The following is a 22,630-nucleotide window of genomic DNA, read 5'->3' on the forward strand; positions in this document are numbered from 1 at the left end:
GGCCCCCGATGCTCACCTGGGGCGATAGTACCCAGTCCACCGGGCGCAGCAGCCGAATCGAACACGTCCGGTCGGGGTGGTCAGAATGGGGGGCGTGACGAACCCCGCGCATACCGACGACCCGTACCTGTGGCTCGAAGACGTCACCGGCGACGATGCGCTCGCCTGGGTCCGCGAACACAACGCGCCGACGGTGGCCGAGCTCAGCGGCAAGCGTTTCGAGCAGATGCGGGCCGAGGCGCTGGAAGTTCTCGACACCGATGCGCGGATCCCGTATGTGCGCAGGCGCGGCGAGTACCTATACAACTTCTGGCGCGACGCGGCCAACCAGAAGGGCCTGTGGCGGCGCACGACGCTGGAGAGTTACCGCACCGAGAAGCCGGACTGGGAGGTCATCATCGACCTCGACGAACTCGCGCGCGCCGACGACGAGAACTGGGTGTGGGCCGGCGCGGATGTGCTCGAACCGGACTATTCACTGGCTCTGATCAGCTTGTCGCGCGGCGGCTCCGATGCCGCGGTGGTTCGTGAATTCGACATGCGGACAAAAGTCTTTGTGGACGGCGGATTCGAACTGGCCGAGGCCAAGTCGCAGGTGTCCTGGGAGGACGAGAACACTCTGCTGGTCGGCACCGACTTCGGCGAGGGGTCGCTCACCGAGTCGGGCTATCCGCGGCTGGTCAAGCGGTGGCGGCGCGGCACCCCGCTGTCGGAGGCCGAAACAGTGTTCAGCGGTGCGGAATCGGACGTGGTCGTCGCGGGCTCTCGGGATCACACCGAGGGTTTCGAACGCACGCTGGTGAGCCGGGCCTTCGACTTCTTCAACGAGCGGGTCTACGAACTGCGCGACGGCGAGCTGATCCGCATCGACACCCCTACCGACGCGAGCATCTCGATCCACCGGGAGTGGCTGCTGATCGAGTTGCGCACCGAGTGGCAGTACGGCACCCAAACGTATCCGGCCGGTTCCCTGATCGCCGCCGACTACGAGAAATTCCTCAGTGGCACAGCAGAATTGCAGGTGGTGTTCAGTCCGGATGCGCACACCTGCCTGCACCACTATGCGTGGACGCGTGATCGCCTCGTCGTGGTGACGCTGGCCGATGTGGCCAGCCGTGTCGCGATCTACACGCCCGGCGCGTGGATCTCCCAACCGGTGCCCGGACTGCCGGAGAACACCAACACCGTGATCGTCGGCACAGATCCGTTGGGCGACGAGATGTTCCTGGACTCTTCGGGTTTCCTCACTCCGTCTCGCCTGCTATACGGATCTGCCGACGGGAACCTCAGCGAGATCAAGCGGGCACCGTCGTTCTTCGACGCCTCCGATCTGGAGGTGTCGCAGTTCTTCGCGACCTCCGATGACGGCACCGCCGTCCCCTACTTCGTGGTCGGACACCGGCACCGCCGGACCCCCGGTCCGACGCTGCTCGGTGGTTACGGCGGGTTCGAGGTGGCGCGCACGCCGGGCTACGACGGCGTTCTCGGCCGACTCTGGCTGTCGCGGGGCGGCACCTACGTGCTGGCCAACATCCGGGGAGGCGGCGAGTACGGGCCGACGTGGCACACCCAGGCCATGCGCGAGGGCAGGCACCTCGTCGGCGAGGACTTCGCTGCTGTGGCAAAGGATCTGGTCGAACGCGGGATCACCACCGTCGACCAACTCGGCGCACAGGGCGGAAGCAACGGCGGGCTGCTGATGGGAATCATGCTGACCAAGTACCCCGAACTGTTCGGCGGCCTGGTGTGCAGCGTGCCACTGCTCGACATGAAGCGCTTTCATCTTCTGCTTGCCGGCGCCTCGTGGGTCGCGGAGTACGGCGATCCCGATGATCCCGACGACTGGAAGTTCATCTCCGAATACTCCCCCTATCAGAATATTTCGACGGACAGGCGATACCCGCCGGTTCTCATCACCACGTCAACCCGTGACGACCGGGTTCATCCCGGCCATGCGAGGAAGATGACCGCCGCTCTCGAGGCGGCCGGGCACCCGGTCAGCTACTACGAGAACATCGAGGGCGGTCACGCCGGCGCGTCGGACAATCCGCAGATCGCCTTCCGGTCCGCCCTCGTCTTCGAGTACCTGCTGCGCACCCTGAACGGACACTGACATGACCAACTGGACAACGCTTTTCGGCGCCACTGCCGCGTCAGCTCTGCTGCTGACCGGATGCTCCCAGAACATCACCGGAACCGCCGTGACAGCGGTGGCCGGCGCCGGCGATATCAGTGCGGCCGGGGGCGACGAAGCGCAGTGCACCACCGTCGATGCACCGCTCGACGACATTCCCAGCGAGGACGACAGTGAACCACTGCTGCGCATCCCGGTGCCCGACGGTTGGGAACGCAACTCGATGATGGACAGCGAAATCATCCGCTACACCATCGTTTCGACCGATCTCATCAGCAACGACTTCGCCCCCAACGCCGTCGTCACCCTCGAGTCGGTGCGCGGTATCGAGGCACCCGAGGACGTGTTCGAAGAAAACCGGGCAAACTTGGAGAACGGCCTCGGCGCATTCGATCTGAAACCCGTCAGCAACACCACCTGCGGATTGCCCTCCGAGACAACTCATTACGTTGCTCCGCCGATGGGTCCGGCACCGGAGCGGCCGATCATCATGCATGCCGTGGTCGCCGAGGACAGAGGGTCCACCTTCCTCGCCACACTCACCATCCAGACCACCAATCCCACCGATCCGAGGTACGTCGCCGACTCACAGGAAATCATCGACGGGTTCCAAATGCTGGTGCCGGGATCATGAGCACGTGGTCGTACGCACTGCTCGGCGCGGGCGCACTCGCGCTCGTCCTGGGAGCCGCCCTACCCGGATGGGACACTCCCACCCTGCCCAAGCGTGCGGTCAAGCGGCGCATCTACTGGGCGGGGACCGCTACCGGGGTCGTTCTGGTGTTCCTGGGCGGCCTGCCGGACCTTCAGAGTTCGGTCGCATTCGTGGTCGCCGCGCTCATTCTGATGGTGGGCTCGGCGTATTTCCGGACCCCGAACATCAAAATCGGCGGCACGATCTATTCGGCATACGAACCGCATCGGCAACCCGACCCGCCGCCGGCGGTGTAACGCTCGGCGCGCTTCTCGGCACTACCCGGTGATGGCTTCGCTGCCCGGCGGGGCCCGCTCCGAGAGGATCGCCATGACCGCCACCACCAGAACCTCGCTCCCCACTCGCCTCTCCCAACTGGAGGGCGTCAGCGGCGCGCTCGCCCGCTACGGACTCGTCGTCGTCCTCGCCTGGATCGGCGCGCTGAAGTTCACCGACTACGAGGCGCAGGGCATCGCACCGCTTGTCTCCAACAGCCCATTCATGAGCTGGGTTTACGAGATCTTCTCCGTCGGCACGTTCTCGGCGTTGCTCGGCGTTCTTGAGCTCGCCACCGCCGCGCTGATCGCCGTCAAGCCGTGGTGGCCCCGGCTGTCGGCGGTCGGCAGCGCGATCGCGATCGGCCTGTTCGTCGCGACGCTGAGCTTCCTGTTCACCACCCCCGGCGTTTTCGAGGCCTCCGCAGGCGGCTTCCCCGCCCTGTCCTCGACCGGCCAGTTCCTCATCAAGGACGTCGCGCTCCTGGGAATCGCGGCATGGACTTTCGCCGACGCGCTGCGGAGTTCACACTTCTGACATGACGAGCACGTCGACCGACGAGGCCGACCTCATCGCCGCACTCCGAGCGCGCGATGAGGTCGCCTTCGCGACTCTGGTCGATACTCACACGCCGGCGATGCTTCGGCTCGCGCGCGGCTACGTGCCCAATCACGCGATCGCCGAGGAGGTCGTCCAAGAGGCATGGCTCGCCCTGCTCAAGGGTCTGGACGGATTTGAAGGTCGATCATCCTTGCGCACATGGCTTTTCACGGTGCTGATCAATATCGCCAAGAAGCGCGGCCTCCGGGAGCGCAGTGATGCCGACGTCGCGGTGCTCGCCTACACCGGCGGCACCGTTGACCCGGCACGATTCCGCGACAACGACGATCTCTACCCGGGCCACTGGAAACCCGACGAGATGCCGGTACCGTTCCCCGACACCCCGGAGGGCTCGGTGCTCGGCGACGAACTGCTGCGCATCACCCGAGGTGAGTTGGACAAGCTTCCCGAACGGCAGCGTGTCGTGGTGACGATGCGGGACATGCTCGATATGGACTCCGCGGAAGTCAGCGAACTACTGGGTATCACCGCTACCAATCAGCGGGTACTCCTGCATCGGGGACGCGCCGCGATCAGACAGGCGTTGGAGTGCTACGTGAAGGAGGAGATGTGACCGACTCACGTCCGCTCAACTGCAACGAACTCGTCGAGCTGGTGACCGACTACCTCGACGGGACGCTCGATCTGGAGACCCGGGCCCGGTTCGACGAGCACCTGATGGGCTGCGAGGGCTGCGACAACTATCTGCAGCAATTCCGCACCACCGTCGCCACGCTGGGCAAGGTGCCCGAGGACGCGCTGGAGCCCGCCTTCCGCGACAAGCTGCTCGACGCGTTCCGGGGCTGGCACTGACGCCACTCCCGGTGCTTGACTTCCCACTTCGAGGTGGGTCGACTACATATCCATGCCCGAAGCTGCGCCGCCCGAATTCGAGACCCTGCTCTACAGCACTCGCGAGGCAGTCGCGACGATCACGCTGAACCGGCCGGAGCGTCTCAACACCATCGTCCCGCCCATGCCCGACGAGATCGAGAAGGCGATCGGTCTTGCCGAACGTGATCCCTCGGTCAAGGTCATCGTGCTGCGAGGCGCGGGTCGCGCATTCTCGGGCGGTTACGACTTCGGGGGCGGTTTCGGCCACTGGGGCGAGTCGATGAACACCGACGGCCAGTGGGACCCGGGCAAAGACTTCGCGATGGTCAGCGCCAGAGAGACGGGACCGACGCAGAAGTTCATGGCGATCTGGCGCGCCTCCAAACCCGTGATCGCGCAGGTTCACGGCTGGTGCGTCGGAGGCGCCAGTGATTACGCGCTGTGCGCCGATCTCGTTGTCGCCAGCGACGACGCCGTCATCGGCACCCCCTACGCACGAATGTGGGGCGCCTATCTGACCGGCATGTGGCTTTACCGGCTGTCGCTGGCGAAGGTGAAGTGGCACTCCCTGACCGGTGAACCGCTGACCGGAAAAGAAGCCGCCGCAGTGGAATTGATCAACGAGTCGGTGCCGTTCGAGCGACTGGAATCCCGTGTCGCCGAGATCGCCGCGAAGCTGTGCTCGATTCCGCTGTCACAACTTCAGGCGCAGAAGCTGATCGTCAACCAGGCCTACGAGAACATGGGCCTGGCGTCGACACAGACCCTCGGCGGGATCCTCGACGGACTGATGCGCAACACCCCGGAGGCGCTGGACTTCATCGACACCGCCGCTCGGGACGGTGTGCGCGCGGCCGTCGAGCGCCGTGATGGCCCGTGGGGCGATTACAGCCAGGCGCCGCCGGAGAGGCGCCCCGACCCGTCGCACGTCATCAACCCGTGATCCATTTACGTTACGCACCCGTTTCGTTTATGCTCGTTCCATGGTGGACGTGGATGTCCTGGTGGCGGGCGCGGGCCCGACCGGATTGACGGCAGCGTGTGCGTTGCGGTTGCATGACCTTTCCGTACTGGTCGTCGACGGCGCTTCGGCGCCTGCGACTACCTCGCGAGCGAACTTTCTACACGCCCGCGGATCCGAAGTGTTGTCTCGCATAGGTGCCCTCGGTGATCTGCCCGGGAAATCGCTGCGGGCGATGCGCATCACCAACTACCTCGGCAACCGCCCGCTGATGACGTTGGAGTTCGGCGACCCCCATATGCACACCGCCGCGCCTCCGATGGTGATCTCGCAGGCCAAGATCGAGGGTTCGCTGCGGTCCCGCTTGGCCGAATTGGGCACCACACCGCTATGGGGAAACGGGCTGACGAAATTGCAACAGCGCGACGATCACGTCGTCGCCACCTTGGAAGACGGTACAAGCGTCTCAGCGCGATGGGTCGTGGGCTGCGACGGTACCTCCAGCCCCACGCGCAGACTGGCCGGAATCGCCTTTCCCGGAGTCAAAGTCACCGAACGGTGGCTACTCGCCGACATACATCTGGACTGGGATGTCGACCGGGGCGGCACCTCGGGTTGGATCCACCCCACCGGCTTGCTCGGCGCGATGCCGATGCCCGACGAACAGGGCCGCGGCAACCTCTGGCGAATTTTCGCCTACGATCCGAGCCTGACCGAAAAGCCCAGCGAGAGCCAGATTCTCGACAGGATGAAGGCTCTCATCCCGCAACGTAGTGGCCGCACCGTACGCATCGGCGACGCCGAATGGCTCTCGAACTTCACCGTGCACCGCAGGCTCGCCGACCGGTACCGGCAAGGGCGCGTTCTGATCGCCGGTGATGCGGCCCACGCCCATGCACCCTTCGGCGGGCAGGGAATGCTGACCGGTATCGGCGACGCCGAGAACCTCGCCTTCAAGCTCGCGCTGGTGACACGCGGACTGGCCGCGGACCCACTCATCGACACCTACGAAGCCGAAAGGCGACCGTTGGCAACAGAAGTGCTACGCGGAACGAGCATGGTGACTCGTGTCAACGTGTCGGGCAATCCCGTCGGACGCTTCCTGCGCGACCATGTCGCCGCAAGGGTTTTCAGCCTTGCGCCGCTACAGCGGTGGATCACCTACACCGCGTCACAGCTCTGGGTGAGCTACCGCAAGGGACCTCTCGGGGGTGGCGGCGCCAGACCGCGACCGGGCGACCGGATCGGCGATATTGAATGCACACGCCCGGAAGGATTTTCGACAATGCTCCACCACGAGCTCGGGGGAGGCTGGGCACTGCTGAGCCCACCCGGCGCGCCACCCGACTTCACCGACTTCGCCCGACGGCGCCTGGGCCAGTTCGTCGGCACCCTTGATTTCGCCGGGAGCGAGGTCATGCTGGTACGGCCCGACGGCCACCTGGCGTGGCGAGGAGATCCCGATCGACCGGACAGCGTAGGCGCCCTTGATGACTGGCTCCACCGAGCGTTGACGACCGGCTCGACCCGGTGAGTCCGCGCGGGCGGCCGCGGGACTCTGGCGCTGACGCGGCCATTCTGCGGGCAGGTCTGGAGCTCTTCATCGACTTCGGCATCGAGGGCACCAGCATGGAGCAGATCGCGAAGAAGGCAGGTGTCGGCAAGCCGACGCTTTACCGCCGATGGGCGACGAAAGAAGAGTTGATTGCCGCGGCGATGGAGTCCCTCATCGTCGAAGAATCCGGTTGGACACTGCGCGACGTCGAAGCCACGGAGTCGCCTTACGAACTCGTCGAAGCAGCTCTGGAGCGGGCCGCCCAGACGACCACGACTCCCCAGTACCGGGCCCTGGTCGCCAGGGTCTATGGCTCGGCCGTCACCCATCCGGACTTGATGGCCATCTACTGGCGCCGGTTCATCCTTCCGCGGAGGCGACACGCGGCAGCCCTACTCGAACGGGCGCGGGAACTGGGGACGGTTGCGGCGCACGTCGATGTCGAGGTCGCCATCGACATGATGGTCGGGGCCGTCACGTATCGGATCCTGCAGCCCGAACCGCCCGACGTCGAGGAAATGCGTCGATACCTACGGGCTGTCTACCGCCAGACCGGTTTGCTGCCCGTGTAGTCGGTCACCCCTGGCTGACTTGTGACCGGCGGCGAAGACGGGAGACGACGAAGCGCCCGATCAGCACGGCGATCACGGCCAGCACGATGTACTGCAGGCCGGACGCATAGGGCTCGACGAGGTGCCAGTTGGCACCCAGTCCGTAGCCGAGGCCGATGAACACGCTGTTCCAGATCAGGCTGCCCAGTGTCGTCAGCGCGGTGAAGACCAGGAAGTTCATTCGTTGCACACCTGCGGGCACGGAGATGAAGCTGCGGAAGAACGGCAGCATCCTGCCGAAGAAGACGCCCTTGGTGCCGTGGCGGGCAAACCACTGCGTGGACTTGTCGATGTCCTCCTGATCCACCAGCGGGAGCTTCGTGGCGAGCCTGCTCATCCGGTCATGGCCCAACCAAGCGCCGAGTAGGTAGATGACCCAGGCGCCGACCACCGAGCCGATGGTGGTCCAGATGATCGCTTCGACGACGGAGAGCCGGCCGAGACTCGCTGCGAAGCCGGCCATCGGCAGGATCACCTCGCTGGGCAGGGGCGGAAAGAGGTTCTCCAGGAAGATCGCCAACCCGGCGCCGACTCCGCCGAGCCGTTCCATCAACTCCACTGTCCAGCCGGCGAGGCCGCCGAGTTCGGCAGGAACTTCTGTCGACAACGAACGGCCTTCCTCCGGCGAGTGCTGCGGGTACTTCTTTCCACCCTAGCGATCGCTGCTGCTATGCAGCACGCCGCCGATTATGGCGGCGATCACGCCGAGCACCACGAGGCCGCCGCCCGCCAGCAGCGTGACATTGAGCCACTGGTGCAGGCTGCCCTCGGCGTGGGCGACCATGACCTCGGCGACGGTACGGATGTCGCCGGTGGTGCGGCTCAGCGCGCTGTCGATGAAACGATGGCCGACCTCGATGGCCGCCCAGCCGGCCGCACCCACGAGCAGCGCTGAAACACCAAGGGCGGTAAGGGCTTTGCCGCGCGATCTGGCGGCCGCCAACATCAGGAGCGCGAACACGCCGGTGAGGACGGCGATCCCGATGCTGGCCCACGGACCCCAGGTGGCGAGCCAGCGCAGCTTTCCCGGCTGAAGCTCCTCGGCGTCCACCGTGATGGGGACCGTCAGCGTCGGGGGCACCTGCAGGTCGAGGGTGCCCAGCGTCGCGGAGAACGACGGGTCCGACAGCATCGGCGCGACGTCGATGAGCCACTGGTCGGTGGAGTTACCGCTGGGGACGGCGCCGGTGAACATCCATCGGTGTGCGATGCGGTTGGCCTGCGCGAACTGACCGGGGAACCCGGCATTGCGGGTGTAGGAGTCGGCCACCGTGCGCACCAGCTCGGGGTTGAGTTCATAACCGTTGCCTTCGCCCAGCGCGATCACCTGGGTGGTCAGCTCGCTGGCCATCGCGTCCTGCAGCCGGCTGTCCCTGGCCGCCGACGTCGCCAGCGATGCGTACCCGTCCTCGCTGATGAGTGTCGACTGCGCCCACACCGCCGGCACCGCCACCGCCAACGCGGCTGTCGTGACCAGCCACAGCAGCAGCGTGGCGAGAAACCGCACGGCGCGCGTCCTTTCCGATCGGGACGCGGACCGGTTCAGTCGGACAGTGCGCGTCCCACGATGAGTGGATCGGGCCTGCCGATCAAGTCGTGGTCCTTGTTGTCGTAGTCGAATTTACTCAGCACGTAGCGCATCGCATTGATGCGGGCGCGCTTCTTGTCGTTGCTTTTGACCACGGTCCACGGCGCGATCTCGGTGTCCGTGCAGGCGAACATCTCTTCTTTGGCCGCGGTGTACTCATCCCATTTGTCCAGCGAGGCTAGGTCGGTCGGCGAGAGTTTCCACTGCCGGACGGGGTCGACCTGGCGGATGGTGAAACGGGTGCGCTGCTCGTTCTGGGTCACCGAGAACCACAGCTTGGTCAGGCTGACCCCGTCGTTGACCAGCATCTGCTCGAACAGCGGAGCCTGCCGGATGAACTCGGCGTGCTGCTTGGGCGTGCAGTAGCCCATCACGCGCTCCACGCCCGCGCGGTTGTACCAGGACCGGTCGAACAGCACGAATTCCCCGGCCGCGGGCAGGTGGTTCACGTAGCGCTGGAAGTACCACTGGGTGCGTTCGCGCTCGGTCGGCTTCTCCAGCGCGACGACCCGGGCTCCGCGCGGGTTCAGGTGCTCCATGAACCGCTTGATAGTGCCGCCCTTGCCCGCCGCGTCGCGCCCTTCGAACACGATGACGTGCCGGTGGCCGTTGGCTTGGCTCCACTTCTGCAGCTTCAAGAGCTCGATCTGCAGCAGCCGCTTCTGCTCTTCGTACTCGGAGCGCTTCATCCGCTCGTCGTACGGATAGTTCTCCCGCCAGGTGTCGACGGCAACGCCGTCGGGCTGGATCAGCAGGACCGGGTCGTCGTCATCGTCGTCGACGACGGAGTAGGCGACGTTGTCAAAGACAGCCGCTTTGCCAGAAACATCCAGGGTCACTGGCAGAAGCTATCGACCGCTACGAAAATGCCGGTGACCGTGCGGTGAACGGGACGTGGACTATTTCGCGGATCTACGCGGTCCGATCAGGGCCATCTTGGTCATCAGGGTGTTCATCCGCTTGAGAGCCTTCAGCGAGTTGTTGTAGTAGTTGCCGCCCGCGCCGACCTTGGTGCGCGGCGCGACGACTGCTTCCTGACGACAGAACTTGCGGATGCCCTCAGCCCCGCCGAAACGGGCGCCCATGCCCGAGGTCTTCCACCCGCCCATCGGCGCTGTGGTGCACATCAGGTTCGAGATGACGTCGTTGATGTTCACCGCTCCGCAATCCAGCTGGAGGGCGACCGCCTTCGCGCGCTCGGGGTCGCCCGAGAACACCGCGGCCGACAAGCCGTACGGGCTGTCGTTGGCCAGACGAATGGCCTCGTCGACGCTGGAGACCTTCATGATCGGGAGGGTCGGGCCGAAGGTCTCCTCGGTCATGCACAGCATCGTGTGGTCGACGTCGACCAGCACGGTCGGCTCGTAGAAGCTGCCGGAGCCCGAGGCTCGTTTGCCACCGGTCAACACTTTCGCGCCTTTGGCCAGCGCGTCGGCGACGTGACGCTCGGTTACGGCAACCTGGCTGTCGTCGATCATCGCACCGAGGTGATAGCCCTCACCGGCGCCCAGCTTCAGCTTGTTCACGTCGTCGACGACGGCCGCGACGAACTGGTCGTAAACCGATTCGACAACGTAGACGCGTTCGACCGACACACACGTCTGGCCGGCGTTGAACATCGCGCCCCACACCGCGGCGTGCGCGGCAAGGTCGATGTCGGCATCTTCGAGGACGAGCATCGGATCCTTGCCGCCGAGCTCGAGGCTCACCGGGGTGAGCGTGCGCGCCGCGCGCTCCATCACTTTGGCGCCGGTCGCGCAGGAACCGGTGAACTGGACGAAGTCCGAGCTGTCGATGACGGCCTCGGAGACCTCCCGAGCGCCCTGCACCAACGCGAGTACCTCGGGAGCTCCGGAGTCGAGCCAGCCGCGCAGCAGCAGTTCAGCGGTCAGCGGAGTGCGCTCGGAGGGTTTGAGCAGCACCGCGCAGCCCGCGGCGAGCGCGCCGATGGCGTCCATCAGTGCGTTGGCAACGGGGTAGTTCCACGGCGCGATGATGCCGACGACGGGCCGTGGCCGGTAGTGAACGCTGATCTTCTTGATCGCCAGGAACGGCAGCGCCGCAGGCCGCGTCTCCGGCGCGAGCGCCTTCTCGATGTTCTTGATGTAGTACGAGGCGATCATGATGATCAGCGGCACTTCCTGTGCGGCGTCGGCCGCAGACTTGCCGGTCTCTTCGATCAGCAACCGCTCGATCTCCGCGCGGTGCTGCCCGAGCCATACCGCGTACCGGGACAGCACCTTCGCGCGGCCTTTCGGACCGCGGGCCTCCCACTCCTTCTGGGCAGCGCGTAAACCGGCCGCCACCTGCGCCACGTCGGCGGGATCGGTCCAGCGCACCGTGCCGGCCACAGCTCCGGTTGCGGGGTTCTTGATGGTCCCGGTGCCGGTGAACGAGGGGGGCGTGTCGAGATCGGACGTCGCTGTCATGGCCCCATGCTATCGAGGGCTGTGATCTACGTCGCCCTGGGGTTGACACCTGTCAAGTCCGGCGGCCCAGACTGCCATACAAACAAATGCGCTGCCGAGGAACAGCGCCCCGATCGCGTCGGTGAAGTAGTGATAGGTGACCGCTTGGCCGATCACGGCAAGCACCATGATCGCGGTGAACGTCACGATCGCCCACGTCGCGGCGCCGACCAGCAACACGGCCATCGCCAGCACCACGAACGCCAGCGTCGTGTGGCCACTCGGATAGCAGAGTTCGCCATCTTTGAGCCGGCCGAACGACCGCTTGGCCAACCTGGCGGCCATCACCGCCAGCACCGGTGCGATCGCCGTTGCCGCGGCCAATGTCCACCGACGCTGCAAGGCAGCAGCCACGACGACGACACCGCAGAGCGCCAGGATCACCCGCCCGTCGGTGAGAACCAGGAAATAGCCGAGTTGCGGGTGGTTCTGGCCGAGCGTCTGGAACCACTCGTCCACCGATGTCGAATCCTTGCCCAAGCCGAGGCCGAGCGCGATGAGGCCGGCCAGGCCGGCCAGCGGCCACCAGCGAATCAGCGACGTCAGCTGACGAGCCCCCGAATGTAGGCGGCCTGACCGAGGTGCTGGGCTGCGTCGTCGATGATGCTGACCAGCCGTGCACTGGCCGTCACCGGCGGCGTCCAGCGCTTGTCGATGACGCGTGCGAGTTCGTCTTCCGACACCGACGCCACGTACTCCAGCGACAGTTTGTGGACGGCGCGGTAGTAGCCCGCCAGCAGCGCAGCCGGCGCACGCACCTTGGCAACCTCGTCTGGGCTGTGGCCGTAGCCGTGCGCGTCGCGCGGCAGATCGAGACCGAACCGGTCCACCCAGCCGTCGCGGAACCACACCTGCTCCATTCCCGCGATGTCACAGACCTGGGCGTCCTGCATGCGGGCGGTATGCCAGATCAGCCACGTGATCGTGTTCGCCTCCGGCGTCGGCCGGTACAGGGCCACGTCGTCGGTCAGGTTCTCGGTCAGGTCGTCGACGTGCTCGACCTGCCGCGTGAACAGATCGCGCAGCAGTTCCCGGGCTGAATCCATGGTCGCCAAGCTACGCCGGGCGAAGGGCGTAGGCGACGTCATAGACGACGCTGCCCGGACACACCGCTGTGAAGGTCGCGGTCAACTCGCCGGTCAACTCGCGCAACGGGTTCGATGTGGCGTCGGCAGGAAGGGCCAGTGTCTCGGTTTCGGCCGCGGTCCCGGTGCGGCCATCTGCGCAGTCGGCGGGCAGCGGCACCATAGTGCGGACGAACGTCCCGTCGGCGAATTCGTACACACCGAGGAAGGCGTTGGTCTTGCCCGGCTCCCCCGGGATAGTCGCCGTCGTCACGCAACGGTCGGCGGTCCGCAGGCAGTTCGTCGCGACGCCGATGTCGGTGACTTGGCGCTCGCCGGGCGGATCCCCGCGCCGCGTCTTGGTGAGGGTGTAGCCGCCGCGGAACGCCGCCGCGGGCGAGACCTGCCGCGGCGGTTGCGCCGAGGGATCCGGCGCAGGGAACTCCGGCAGCGGATCGCCCGCGCGCGTCATGGTCGGGGTAAGCGTGCTGACCGACGGACAGTCACCGGTCCCCACCTGGGTAACGGTGGGTGCAAACGTCATGTCGGGGGCGATCGCGATGTCCCAGATGGCCCACGCATCCCCGGTGAACCGCTCGCCGTTGGGCCCGGTGCAGGCGGCGCTGTTCTCCGTGAAGTTGACCATCACCCACCGGCCGTCCACGTAGTCGGCGACGCGCGGGTTCTTCAGCGGCGCCGACGGATTGTTCGGATCGGTGATCTCACCGCCGGCCGCCACACAGCGATTTTCGTCGCACGACGATCGGAACACCCAGCCCGCCTTACCCTCGGTCAGACCGGAGGCCGGGGCTCCGTTAGCGGTGCCTGTGCCGTCGTATTCGACGATGAACGAACCGTCGAGATTCACCAGGGGCTCGACGGCTCGCCGCTGCGGCTCATCCTGCGCCGAGCAGCCGCCGAGCACCACGAACAAGACCGAGCCCGCCGCCACGACCCCCCAGCGCATACGTCAGCCCTTCGGTCCGCCGCCGTGGAAGACGGCTTCGACGTTGTTGCCGTCGAAGTCGCGCACGAACGCGCCGTAGTAGTTGTCGTGATACTCGGGCCACAGCCGCGGAGCGTGCAGTGACTCCGCGCCGGCCTCGATGGCCGCGTCGTAGAACGCTTGGACGGCTTCGGGCCCGGCGGCCTGAAACGCGACGTGGATCTCCCTGTTGGGTCCCGCAGCCTCAGCGGCGCTCATGTCCGCAATCCAGAAGTCCGGTTTGCCCTCGGTGCCGTAGCCGATGGCAACACCGACATCCATCTGCCGCGTGTAGCCCAGAGCGCCGAGAACCTTGTCGTAGAAGGCCTTCGACTTCTCCCAATCCGCACAGTTGATTCCGAAGTGGTCGATCATTGCCTCACCGTACATTCGGGGTATGACATACGACCTCGTCATTCGCGGAGGAACAATCGTTGACGGCCTCGGGGGCGAACCGTTCGTCGGTGATGTCGCCGTGCGCGACGGAGTCATCGCCTCTGTCGGTGCCGTGGAGGGCGACGCGGCCCGCGAGATCGACGCGACCGACCTGCTCGTCACGCCCGGGTTCGTCGACCTGCACACCCACTACGACGGGCAGGCGATCTGGTCGGACCGGATGACACCGTCGTCGGCGCACGGCGTGACCACCGCGGTCATGGGCAATTGCGGCGTCGGTTTCGCGCCGTGCCGTCCCGAGGACCACGACACCCTCGTCGACGTGATGGCCGGCGTCGAAGACATCCCCGGCGTCGTGATGATCGACGGCCTCCCCTGGACGTGGGAGACGTTCCCCGAGTTCCTCGACGCGCTGGACTCGCGACGACGGGATATTGATGTGGCCGCGTTCCTTCCCCACTCGCCGCTGCGCGTGTACGTGATGGGCCGGCGCGGTGTCGACCGCGAACTGCCGACACCCGAGGACCTCGCGATGATGCGCAAGCTCGCCGAGGAGGCCGTACGGGCGGGCGCGCTGGGCTTTGCGTCCTCACGGCTGACCCTGCATAAAACCGCGGGCGGGCAACCGATTCCGAGTTATGAGGCGCAGTACGAGGAGATCGAGGCGATCGCCCGTGGTGTCGATGACGCGGGCGGCGGGCTGCTGCAGTTCGTGCCCGACCTGATGGCAGGCGATTACGAGGGCGCGCTCAAAGCCGTGTTCGATGTCGCTTCCGAGGTGGGCCTGCCGGTGACGTTCACGCTCGCGATCGGCAATGCCGGCCCGCCGATTCACCTCGATGCGTTGCGGATGGTCGAGAAGGCCAATGCAAATGGAGGGGATGTCACGGGGCAGATCTTCCCGCGACCGATCGGGCTGGTGCTGGGTCTGGACCTGTCGGGAAATCCGTTCGTCATGTACCCGTCCTATCGCGAGATCGCCGACCTGCCGCTGGCCGACCGCGTCGCCGAGATGCGCAAACCCGAAGTGCGGGAGCGGATTCTGAACGACAAGCCTGCCAACGACGGCCATCCGCTGATGTTCGCCGCCCAGGCATGGGACTACATGTACCCGCTCGGCGATCCGCCGAACTATGAACCGGCGCCGGAGGATTCGATCGGCGCGCGGGCCCGCGCCCGCGGCGTCAGCCCGCTCGAGGAGGCCTACGACCGTCTGCTCGAGGACGACGGCCACGCCATGCTGCTGGTCACGCTGGCCAACTTCCGTGACGGCTCGTTGGATACGGTCGCCGAGTTGATCCGCCGTGACGACGTCGTGCTGGGCCTCGGCGATGGTGGGGCGCACTACGGAATGATCTGCGATGCAAGCTTTCCCACCTACATGCTGACGCACTGGGTGCGTGACCGAGAGTCGGGCCGACTGTCGATCCCGGAGGTGATCCGCGAGCTGACCTCGGTACCTGCGCGCGTGGCAGGGCTGGCAGACCGAGGCCGAATCGCGTTGGGCTACAAGGCCGATCTGAACATCATCGACACCGATGCGCTGCGCCTGCACAAGCCCGTCGTCGTCAGCGACCTGCCCGCGGGCGGACGCAGACTGGACCAGACCGCCGACGGCTACGTCGCCACGATCGTGTCCGGCGAAGTGATCGCCGAAAACGGCGTGCCGACCGACGCCCGCCCCGGCGTCTTGATCCGGGGCCGACAGCCCGCGTCGACGGCATGAGCCGCGTGGCGCCGCTGGCCCCTCCCTGGAGCGAGGAAGACGCGGCGGGCATCAACAGCTGGGGCCACCCCGATCGCAGCTACGAGCCGCTGCTGCTGGTCCGCTGCCTGCAACGGCATCCCGCCATGGCTGCCAAACTCCGCAAGCTCGGCGAGTCCCTCTACGTCGACACGAAGCTGCCACCGCGGGTCCGCACGATCGCGATCCTGCGGATCTGCGCTCTTGTCGGCTGCGCCTACGAATGGGGCGGGCAGGCAGCATTTTGGGGCCCGATCGCCGGGGTGTCCGACGACGAATGCGATGCACTGGTCACGGGTGCCGACGTCGGATGGTCGTCCGACGAGAAGACGCTGATCTCGGCCGTCGACGAACTAGAGCACACCGGGTCGTGGACGGCCAAGACCTGGGCTGCCTTGGGCCACAGCCTTTCCGACGAGCAGCGGATGGAGCTGCTGATTGCCGTCGGCTGGTATCGCACCATCTGCACGCTGTGCAACGGACTCGACCTGCCCACCGAGGGCTGGATGCGGAGCTGGCCGGTCTCAACGTGACTGTCGCAGCGCCGGATGCTGGTTCTTGATCAGCGGTAGCAGCAGCTTGCGCGGCAAAAACTCGAACACCCGGGCCGGAATTTCGTTCTGCCACCCCGGGATAACACTGCGTCCGCTCTCCAGCGCCTCGATGCCCTTCTTCGCGACATCACGCGACGGGATCCACAGGAACTTCGGGAACGCGGCGGCGAATGTGCGCTCATCCATCCCGGCGGTTTCGAGGAACTCGGTGCGCACCGGCCCGGGATGCAGTGCGGCGACGGTGACGCCGGTGCCTGCGAGCTCGCCGCGCAGCCCGTCGGTGTAGGACCGGACGAACGCCTTTGTCGCGGCGTAGCCCGACTGTCCGGGAAACGGCTGGAACCCCGCCGTGGAACCGACGTTGAGAATCGCACCGCGGCCTCGCGGCACCATCTGCTGCACGGCCCGGGTGGTCAGGTCGATCACGGCTTCGACGTTGACGCGCACCTGATTGATCTCGGCTTCCGGCGTGGAGTCGACGACCGGGCCGATGGTGCCGATACCGGCGTTGTTGATCAGGATGTCGGTGGTCAGGCCTCGCCGCTCGACCTCGGCGAGCAGATCGGCGCGGGCCTCGGCGTCGGCGACGTCACAGGCGATGACCTCGACGCGAACGGTTCCGGAGAGCTCGTCGGCGAGATCACGCAGACGGTCTTCACGACGGGCCACCAGGGTGAGGCCGTGTCCGCGGGCCGCGAGCTCGCGGGCCAGATCGGCGCCGATGCCCGAGGAAGCCCCGGTGACAACGGCGGTGGTGGTCGGTGACGGTGTAGGAAGCGGCATGTCTTCGAAAGCTACGCCGTACGCTCGGCCCCATGAGCGTCAAGGTCGATCTGGACATGTTGGCCGACACCCTGGGCGACTTTTCGTACGCCTATCTGGTCACGGTCGGCGACGACTACCGCGCCCATACCGTCGCGATCCAGCCGGTGCTGACCGGCGACGTCTTGCGCATCGGGTCGGTCGGCAACAGCACGCGCCGCAACGCGGCCGTCCACCCAGACGTCACCCTGGTTTGGCCGCCTCGCGAAACCGGTGGCTACACGCTGATCATCGACGGTCGCGCCGACGTCGCCGAGGAAGGACTGCGCATCACGCCCACCGGCGCGGTGCTGCACCGGCCTGCTCAGCCGGGCATCCCCACCGCATCCGGCTGCGGCGACGACTGCGTGCCGCTCAACGGGTGATGACGATCTTGCCGGTCATCCGGCCGGCCTTCACTTCGCGGTTGGCTTCCCGCAGCCCCGCCGCGGAGAAGTCCTCGATGGTCTTGGTGACCGTGGTGCGCAGCGTCCCGTTGTCGACGAGGTCGGCCGTTGCCGCGAGCAGCCGCTGCTGCTCGATCATGTCCGGCGTCTCGAACATCGATCGCGTGAACATCAACTCCCAGTGCCACGCAATGCTTTTCGTTTTCAACGCGACAAGGTCTAGTCCTTCGGGTTCATCGATGGCGGTGATGCGCCCGAACGGCTTGACGATCACCGCGTAGTCGTCGATGTTTCCCGCCGAGTACGGGGAAAACAAGAAGTCGACACCGCCGGGGGCGACCTTCAGCGTCTCCTCCCGCAGGTGACGGTGGTTGACGACGACGTCGGCGCCCATGCTCTGCGCCCACGCGCGTGACTCGTCACGACTGGCGGTGCCGATGACACGGACCCCGGTCAACGCCTTCGCGAGCTGCATCATGATCGAGCCGACACCGCCCGCGGCGCCCAACACGAGCAGATCGCCCGCCGACTCCCGCGTCAGCTCGAAGCGGTCGAACAGGGACTCCCACGCGGTGATGGTGGTCAACGGCAGAGCGGCGGCCTCGGCGAACGACAGCGACGACGGCTTGCGGGACACGATGCGTTCGTCGACGGCCTGGAACTGCGCGTAGCTCCCCGGCCGGTTGAGATCGCCGGCGTACCACACCTCGTCGCCGACGCTCAGCGTGCTGACGCCCGGCCCGACGGCCTCCACCACACCAGCGGCGTCATAACCGAGGGTCACCGGCTCGGAGCCCGGTGTGATTCCGGCCTGCACCTTCCAGTCGGCGGGGTTCACCGAGACCGCCATCACGCGCACCAGGACGTCACGCGCCCGCAGCTCGGGGAGGTCGATCGTGATGTCGTGCAGGCTCTCGTCGATGGAATCGGCGGCGAAGGCGCCAATCGCCGTCATCGTGGAAGTGGTCATGCCCACAGTGAACTCACCGACCGCAGCTTTTCTTCCGCCTGTTGCGATCACGGCGCGCAGAACTCTGGCCGAGGCCCCCGCAATTGTGCGGAGATGGATCCCCGTGACGGTGACGAACGCGCCCGACGAGGCGAGCGGACAGCTGACGGTGACCCCGCAGGCCCGAACGGCGCTGTGGGCGAGCCTCGTCGGCACCACCATCGAGTGGTACGACTTCTTCCTCTACGCCACGGCGGCGAGCCTGGTGTTCAATCAGGCGTTCTTCCCGGACCAGACGACTTTCGTCGGGACGCTGCTGTCCTTCGCGACGTTCGCGGTCGGGTTCCTGGTACGTCCCATCGGCGGCTTCGTCTTCGGCCATGTCGGCGACCGCATCGGCCGCAAGAAGACGCTCGCGTTGACGATGCTGCTGATGGGCGGCGCGACGGCGTTGATGGGGGTGCTGCCTACCGCCGCGCAGATCGGAGTGCTGGCGCCGATTCTGTTGCTGCTCTTGCGAATCGTGCAGGGCTTCGCCCTCGGTGGCGAATGGGCAGGCGCGGTACTGCTCGCCGTCGAACACGGTCCCGCTCGCAGGCGAGGCCTGTTCGGCAGCATCCCCCAGGTCGGCCTGGCGCTCGGACTCGCCTTGGGCACAGGCGTTTTCGCGCTGCTGCAGATCGCCCTACCAGACGATGCGTTTCTTGCCTATGGCTGGCGCATCGCATTCCTGTTCAGCATCGTGCTGGTGATCTTCGGCGTGGTGGTGCGCCTGAAGGCCAGCGAGACACCGGCGTTCGAGAAGGTTCGCGACAGCGACGACCGCGCCGCGGTTCCGCTCAAAGAGGTCTTCCGTCCACCCATCCTGAAATCCACTGTGCTGGGCATGCTCTCGCGGTGGGGTGAGGGCGCGGCATTCAACACCTGGGGCGTCTTCGCGATCTCGTACGCGACCGGCACGCTGAAGCTCGAGAAGGTCCCCGTGCTCGTCACGGTCACCGTCGCGGCGTTGTTGATGGCGGCGCTGCTGCCCGTGTCAGGGATCCTGGCCGACCGGTACAGCCCGAAGCGCATCTACGCGATCGGCATCACCGCCTACGCCGTGGCCGTCTTCCCGGTCTTCGCGTTGTTCGGCTCCAAGGACATCGCGCTGTACGCCGTGGGCATGATCGTGGTGTTCGGCATCATCCACGCCCTGTTCTACGGAGCTCAGGGCACGCTGTACGCGTCGCTGTTCCCCGCCCGCATCCGCTACACCGGGCTGTCGACGGTCTACCAGCTCTCCGGTGTCTACGCCTCGGGCTTGACTCCGCTGATCCTCACGGCGCTGATCGGTGCGGCGGGTGGCACGCCGTGGATCGCATGCGGCTATCTCGTCGCGACGGCAGTAGTCAGCATCATCGCGACGCTGGCGCTCAAACCCCAACCACTGCATACCCTTTGACGCGTCGAGTGCACGGTTTGTGACGCATTCTCCGAGTACGCCCGTCACAAACCGTGCAGTCGCGAATCGAAAAGGCCCGGCCCCGCGAACGGGACCGGGCCTCCTCAGGTGACTTCTTAGAAGTCCATACCGCCCATGCCACCGGTCGGGTCGCCCGCAGGTGCGGCGGCCTTCTCCGGCTTGTCGGCGACGACGGCCTCAGTGGTGAGGAACAGCGCCGCGATCGAGGCTGCGTTCTGCAGCGCCGAGCGGGTCACCTTCACCGGGTCGGCAACGCCGGCCTTGAGCAGGTCCTCGTACTCGCCGGTCGCGGCGTTGAGGCCGTGGCCCGCGGGCAGGTTGGAGACCTTCTCGGCGACGACACCGGGCTCGAGACCACCGTTGAAGGCGATCTGCTTGAGCGGAGCCGACAGCGCCACGCGGACGATGTTGGCACCGGTGGCCTCGTCACCGGAGAGGCCGAGGTCGTCCAGCGACGGAGCCGACTGCAGCAGGGCCACGCCGCCACCGGCGACGATGCCCTCCTCGACGGCGGCCTTCGCGTTGCGGACGGCGTCCTCGATGCGGTGCTTGCGCTCCTTGAGCTCCACCTCGGTGGCAGCTCCGGCCTTGATGACTGCAACGCCGCCGGCCAGCTTGGCCAGGCGCTCCTGCAGCTTCTCGCGGTCGTAGTCGGAGTCGCTGTTCTCGATCTCGGCGCGGATCTGCGAGACGCGGCCGGCGATAGCGTCGGAGTCACCGGCGCCTTCGACGATGGTGGTCTCGTCCTTGGTCACGACGACCTTGCGGGCCTTGCCCAGCAGCGAGACGTCGGCGGTCTCCAGGGACAGGCCGACCTCTTCGCTGATGACCTGGCCACCGGTGAGGATCGCCATGTCCTGCAGCATCGCCTTGCGGCGGTCACCGAAGCCCGGAGCCTTGACGGCGACGGACTTGAAGGTGCCGCGGATCTTGTTGACCACCAGGGTCGACAGGGCCTCGCCCTCGACGTCCTCGGCGATGATCAGCAGCGGCTTGCCGGACTGGATGACCTTCTCCAGCAGCGGAAGCAGGTCCTTGACGGTCGAGACCTTCGAGCTGACCAGGAGGATGTAGGGATCCTCGAGGACGGCTTCCTGGCGCTCGGCGTCGGTCACGAAGTAGCCCGAGATGTAGCCCTTGTCGAAGCGCATGCCCTCGGTGAGCTCCAGCTGGAGACCGAAGGTGTTGCTCTCCTCGACGGTGATGACGCCCTCGTTGCCGACCTTGTCCATGGCCTCGGCGATGAGCTCGCCGATCTGGGTGTCGCCGGCCGAGATCGCCGCGGTGGCAGCGATCTGCTCCTTGGTCTCGACCTCCTTGGCCGACTTCAGCAGCGTCTGGGTGACGGCTTCCACGGCCTTCTCGATGCCGCGCTTGAGGCCGAGCGGGTTGGCACCGGCCGCGACGTTGCGCAGACCTTCGCGAACCAGAGCCTGAGCGAGCACGGTGGCGGTGGTGGTGCCGTCACCCGCGACGTCGTCGGTCTTCTTGGCAACTTCCTTGACCAGCTCAGCGCCGATCTTCTCGTACGGGTCCTCCAGCTCGATCTCCTTGGCGATGGACACGCCATCGTTGGTGATCGTGGGGGCGCCCCACTTCTTCTCCAGGACGACGTTGCGGCCCTTGGGGCCCAGCGTCACCTTTACCGCGTCGGCGAGGCTGTTGAGGCCCCGCTCGAGGCCGCGACGGGCCTCTTCGTCATACGCAATTGTCTTGGCCATTGCGAAGTGTTCCTCCGGGATTGGGGATGCACGTCTCGTGGTCGGAAGCGGTGCCCGCGACGGACGACCGGGGCTGTGCTCGCAGATGCGGCCCCGACCTCACCGGTCCGACCTAGCACTCGCCGGTCGCGAGTGCCAACTGCATTCTTAGCACTCGACCTGGGAGAGTGCAAGGTCGAAACGGCCGGACCGGGACTATCGCCGCGGCCGCAGACCGTCCTCGATCACACGCTGCACACGGTCCGACACATCGCGGCCGTACAGCTGCGGGACCTTGCACATCACCAGAAGGGCCTTGACCTCCCGGACGCCGATGTCGCTACGAACGGTCCCGGCGCCCTGCGCCGCGGCCAGCAGCTCCCCCAGCACGCCGAGAAACATCTCCTCGGCACCAGGTGCCGCAGTCTCGAGATCCAGTCCGTAGCCGATAAGCGCGTCGACCAGCCCATGGTCGGTCGCTCCGTTGCGCACCATGTCGCGCAAGAACACGAACAGCGCGCTGCCTGGGCCTTCGGTCTCCAGCAGCGTGCGCGCATGCTCGGTGACGCGGCGCAGCCGATCCTCGACGACCGCCGCGAAGAGCGCCTCTTTGGTCGGGAAGTGCCGGTACACCGTTCCGGCGCCGACGCCGGCCCGGCGCGCGATCTCGTCGATCGGGACACCGAGCCCGTCCGCGGCGAAGGTGTCGTAGGCGACCTCGAGAACGCGGGCCCGGTTGCGCGCAGCATCTGCGCGCAGGGGCCGATCGCGAGCTGAGGTCACGCGGTTTCCCTTTCAGCGAACACAAACCGGGGCGTGCGTTCCGTATAGTCGACGGCAACCG

The 22,630-nt window shown here is 66.4% G+C and carries 25 protein-coding genes; 13 read left to right on the plus strand and 12 right to left on the minus strand.

Features of this window, described 5'->3' with window-relative positions; genetic code table 11:
* Positions 1-85: 85 nt before the first annotated feature.
* The 9 genes from AWC12_RS09135 (at position 86) to AWC12_RS09175 (ending at position 7,626) form a co-directional block, all read left to right on the plus strand.
* Positions 86-2,113 carry a prolyl oligopeptidase family serine peptidase gene (locus tag AWC12_RS09135; RefSeq protein ID WP_085173720.1) on the plus strand — a complete coding sequence of 676 codons (2,028 nt, stop codon included), beginning with the start codon at positions 86-88 and terminating at the stop codon, positions 2,111-2,113.
* A 1-nt stretch (position 2,114) separates the two neighbouring features.
* Entirely contained in the window at positions 2,115-2,768 is a 654-nt protein-coding gene (locus AWC12_RS09140; protein WP_085173722.1) for an LpqN/LpqT family lipoprotein, read from the plus strand.
* The gene (locus AWC12_RS09145; protein WP_024446121.1) at positions 2,765-3,085 is read left to right on the plus strand and encodes a hypothetical protein; all 321 of its coding nucleotides are present in this window, start codon (positions 2,765-2,767) and stop codon (positions 3,083-3,085) included. Before AWC12_RS09140 ends, AWC12_RS09145 begins: the two co-directional genes overlap by 4 nt.
* A gap of 73 nt (positions 3,086-3,158) precedes the next feature.
* A complete protein-coding gene (locus AWC12_RS09150) occupies positions 3,159-3,641 on the plus strand; it encodes a YkgB family protein (RefSeq protein ID WP_085173863.1) in 483 nt (160 codons plus the stop codon).
* A 1-nt stretch (position 3,642) separates the two neighbouring features.
* Positions 3,643-4,278, plus strand: coding sequence for an RNA polymerase sigma factor (locus tag AWC12_RS09155; protein WP_085173724.1), 636 nt, complete (start codon positions 3,643-3,645; stop codon positions 4,276-4,278).
* The gene (locus AWC12_RS09160; protein ID WP_024446124.1) at positions 4,275-4,517 is read left to right on the plus strand and encodes an anti-sigma factor family protein; all 243 of its coding nucleotides are present in this window, start codon (positions 4,275-4,277) and stop codon (positions 4,515-4,517) included. Before AWC12_RS09155 ends, AWC12_RS09160 begins: the two co-directional genes overlap by 4 nt.
* A 52-nt stretch (positions 4,518-4,569) precedes the next feature.
* Positions 4,570-5,481: a crotonase/enoyl-CoA hydratase family protein gene (locus AWC12_RS09165; protein WP_085173726.1), complete on the plus strand. Its 912-nt coding sequence runs from the start codon at positions 4,570-4,572 to the stop codon at positions 5,479-5,481.
* A gap of 40 nt (positions 5,482-5,521) precedes the next feature.
* Positions 5,522-7,033 carry an FAD-dependent monooxygenase gene (locus AWC12_RS09170; RefSeq protein WP_085173728.1) on the plus strand — a complete coding sequence of 504 codons (1,512 nt, stop codon included), beginning with the start codon at positions 5,522-5,524 and terminating at the stop codon, positions 7,031-7,033.
* Positions 7,030-7,626, plus strand: coding sequence for a TetR/AcrR family transcriptional regulator (locus AWC12_RS09175; RefSeq protein WP_085173730.1), 597 nt, complete (start codon positions 7,030-7,032; stop codon positions 7,624-7,626). Before AWC12_RS09170 ends, AWC12_RS09175 begins: the two co-directional genes overlap by 4 nt.
* 4 nt (positions 7,627-7,630) lie before the next feature.
* On the opposite strand, the gene AWC12_RS09180 is transcribed toward AWC12_RS09175, so the two are convergent.
* From AWC12_RS09180 to AWC12_RS09215, 8 genes are all read right to left on the minus strand, one after another.
* Positions 7,631-8,272 carry a DedA family protein gene (locus AWC12_RS09180; RefSeq protein WP_085173732.1) on the minus strand — a complete coding sequence of 214 codons (642 nt, stop codon included), beginning with the start codon at positions 8,270-8,272 and terminating at the stop codon, positions 7,631-7,633.
* A gap of 45 nt (positions 8,273-8,317) precedes the next feature.
* A complete protein-coding gene (locus AWC12_RS09185; protein WP_085173734.1) occupies positions 8,318-9,172 on the minus strand; it encodes a hypothetical protein in 855 nt (284 codons plus the stop codon).
* A gap of 35 nt (positions 9,173-9,207) precedes the next feature.
* Positions 9,208-10,086, minus strand: a complete 879-nt coding sequence (gene ppk2 / locus AWC12_RS09190; protein ID WP_085173865.1) for a polyphosphate kinase 2 — start codon at positions 10,084-10,086, stop codon at positions 9,208-9,210.
* A 66-nt stretch (positions 10,087-10,152) separates the two neighbouring features.
* Entirely contained in the window at positions 10,153-11,682 is a 1,530-nt protein-coding gene (locus tag AWC12_RS09195; protein ID WP_085173735.1) for an aldehyde dehydrogenase family protein, read from the minus strand.
* A 9-nt stretch (positions 11,683-11,691) separates the two neighbouring features.
* Positions 11,692-12,180, minus strand: coding sequence for a phosphatase PAP2 family protein (locus tag AWC12_RS09200; protein ID WP_234813898.1), 489 nt, complete (start codon positions 12,178-12,180; stop codon positions 11,692-11,694).
* A gap of 83 nt (positions 12,181-12,263) precedes the next feature.
* Positions 12,264-12,767, minus strand: a complete 504-nt coding sequence (locus AWC12_RS09205; RefSeq protein WP_272937878.1) for a mycothiol transferase — start codon at positions 12,765-12,767, stop codon at positions 12,264-12,266.
* 10 nt (positions 12,768-12,777) lie between these two features.
* On the minus strand, positions 12,778-13,752 hold the full coding sequence (locus AWC12_RS09210; protein WP_085173739.1) for a hypothetical protein: 975 nt from the start codon (positions 13,750-13,752) through the stop codon (positions 12,778-12,780).
* Between the two features lie 3 nt (positions 13,753-13,755).
* The gene (locus tag AWC12_RS09215; protein WP_085173869.1) at positions 13,756-14,145 is read right to left on the minus strand and encodes a VOC family protein; all 390 of its coding nucleotides are present in this window, start codon (positions 14,143-14,145) and stop codon (positions 13,756-13,758) included.
* 22 nt (positions 14,146-14,167) lie between these two features.
* Between AWC12_RS09215 and AWC12_RS09220 the strand changes: the two genes are divergently transcribed.
* Together AWC12_RS09220 and AWC12_RS09225 are read left to right on the plus strand one after the other, a co-directional pair.
* Positions 14,168-15,892 carry an N-acyl-D-amino-acid deacylase family protein gene (locus tag AWC12_RS09220; protein WP_085173741.1) on the plus strand — a complete coding sequence of 575 codons (1,725 nt, stop codon included), beginning with the start codon at positions 14,168-14,170 and terminating at the stop codon, positions 15,890-15,892.
* Positions 15,889-16,443 (plus strand): carboxymuconolactone decarboxylase family protein, encoded by a 555-nt coding sequence (locus AWC12_RS09225; RefSeq protein WP_085173743.1) that lies wholly within the window; start codon positions 15,889-15,891, stop codon positions 16,441-16,443. The genes AWC12_RS09220 and AWC12_RS09225 overlap by 4 nt, the downstream gene beginning before the upstream one ends.
* On the opposite strand, the gene AWC12_RS09230 is transcribed toward AWC12_RS09225, so the two are convergent.
* Entirely contained in the window at positions 16,435-17,247 is an 813-nt protein-coding gene (locus tag AWC12_RS09230; protein WP_085173745.1) for an SDR family NAD(P)-dependent oxidoreductase, read from the minus strand. The genes AWC12_RS09225 and AWC12_RS09230 overlap by 9 nt on opposite strands.
* A 32-nt stretch (positions 17,248-17,279) precedes the next feature.
* Between AWC12_RS09230 and AWC12_RS09235 the strand changes: the two genes are divergently transcribed.
* Positions 17,280-17,651 carry a hypothetical protein gene (locus tag AWC12_RS09235; RefSeq protein WP_024446138.1) on the plus strand — a complete coding sequence of 124 codons (372 nt, stop codon included), beginning with the start codon at positions 17,280-17,282 and terminating at the stop codon, positions 17,649-17,651.
* On the opposite strand, the gene AWC12_RS09240 is transcribed toward AWC12_RS09235, so the two are convergent.
* Positions 17,641-18,642: a zinc-binding alcohol dehydrogenase family protein gene (locus AWC12_RS09240; protein ID WP_234813899.1), complete on the minus strand. Its 1,002-nt coding sequence runs from the start codon at positions 18,640-18,642 to the stop codon at positions 17,641-17,643. The two genes, AWC12_RS09235 and AWC12_RS09240, sit on opposite strands and share 11 nt — an antisense overlap.
* Before the next feature lie 103 nt (positions 18,643-18,745).
* Here AWC12_RS09240 and AWC12_RS09245 point away from each other — a divergent pair, with 103 nt between their 5' ends.
* A complete protein-coding gene (locus AWC12_RS09245; RefSeq protein ID WP_085173871.1) occupies positions 18,746-20,065 on the plus strand; it encodes an MFS transporter in 1,320 nt (439 codons plus the stop codon).
* A 116-nt stretch (positions 20,066-20,181) separates the two neighbouring features.
* Here the strand turns inward: AWC12_RS09245 and groL are convergent, their stop codons facing one another.
* Complete coding sequence (groL, locus tag AWC12_RS09250) at positions 20,182-21,807, minus strand: chaperonin GroEL (RefSeq protein WP_024446141.1); 1,626 nt, start codon at positions 21,805-21,807, stop codon at positions 20,182-20,184.
* Between the two features lie 195 nt (positions 21,808-22,002).
* On the minus strand, positions 22,003-22,569 hold the full coding sequence (locus AWC12_RS09255; protein ID WP_085173749.1) for a TetR/AcrR family transcriptional regulator: 567 nt from the start codon (positions 22,567-22,569) through the stop codon (positions 22,003-22,005).
* Between the last annotated feature and the right edge of the window lie 61 nt (positions 22,570-22,630).

The sequence above is a fragment of the Mycolicibacterium iranicum genome (assembly GCF_002101705.1).
Taxonomy (GTDB): Bacteria; Actinomycetota; Actinomycetes; order Mycobacteriales; family Mycobacteriaceae; genus Mycobacterium; species Mycobacterium iranicum.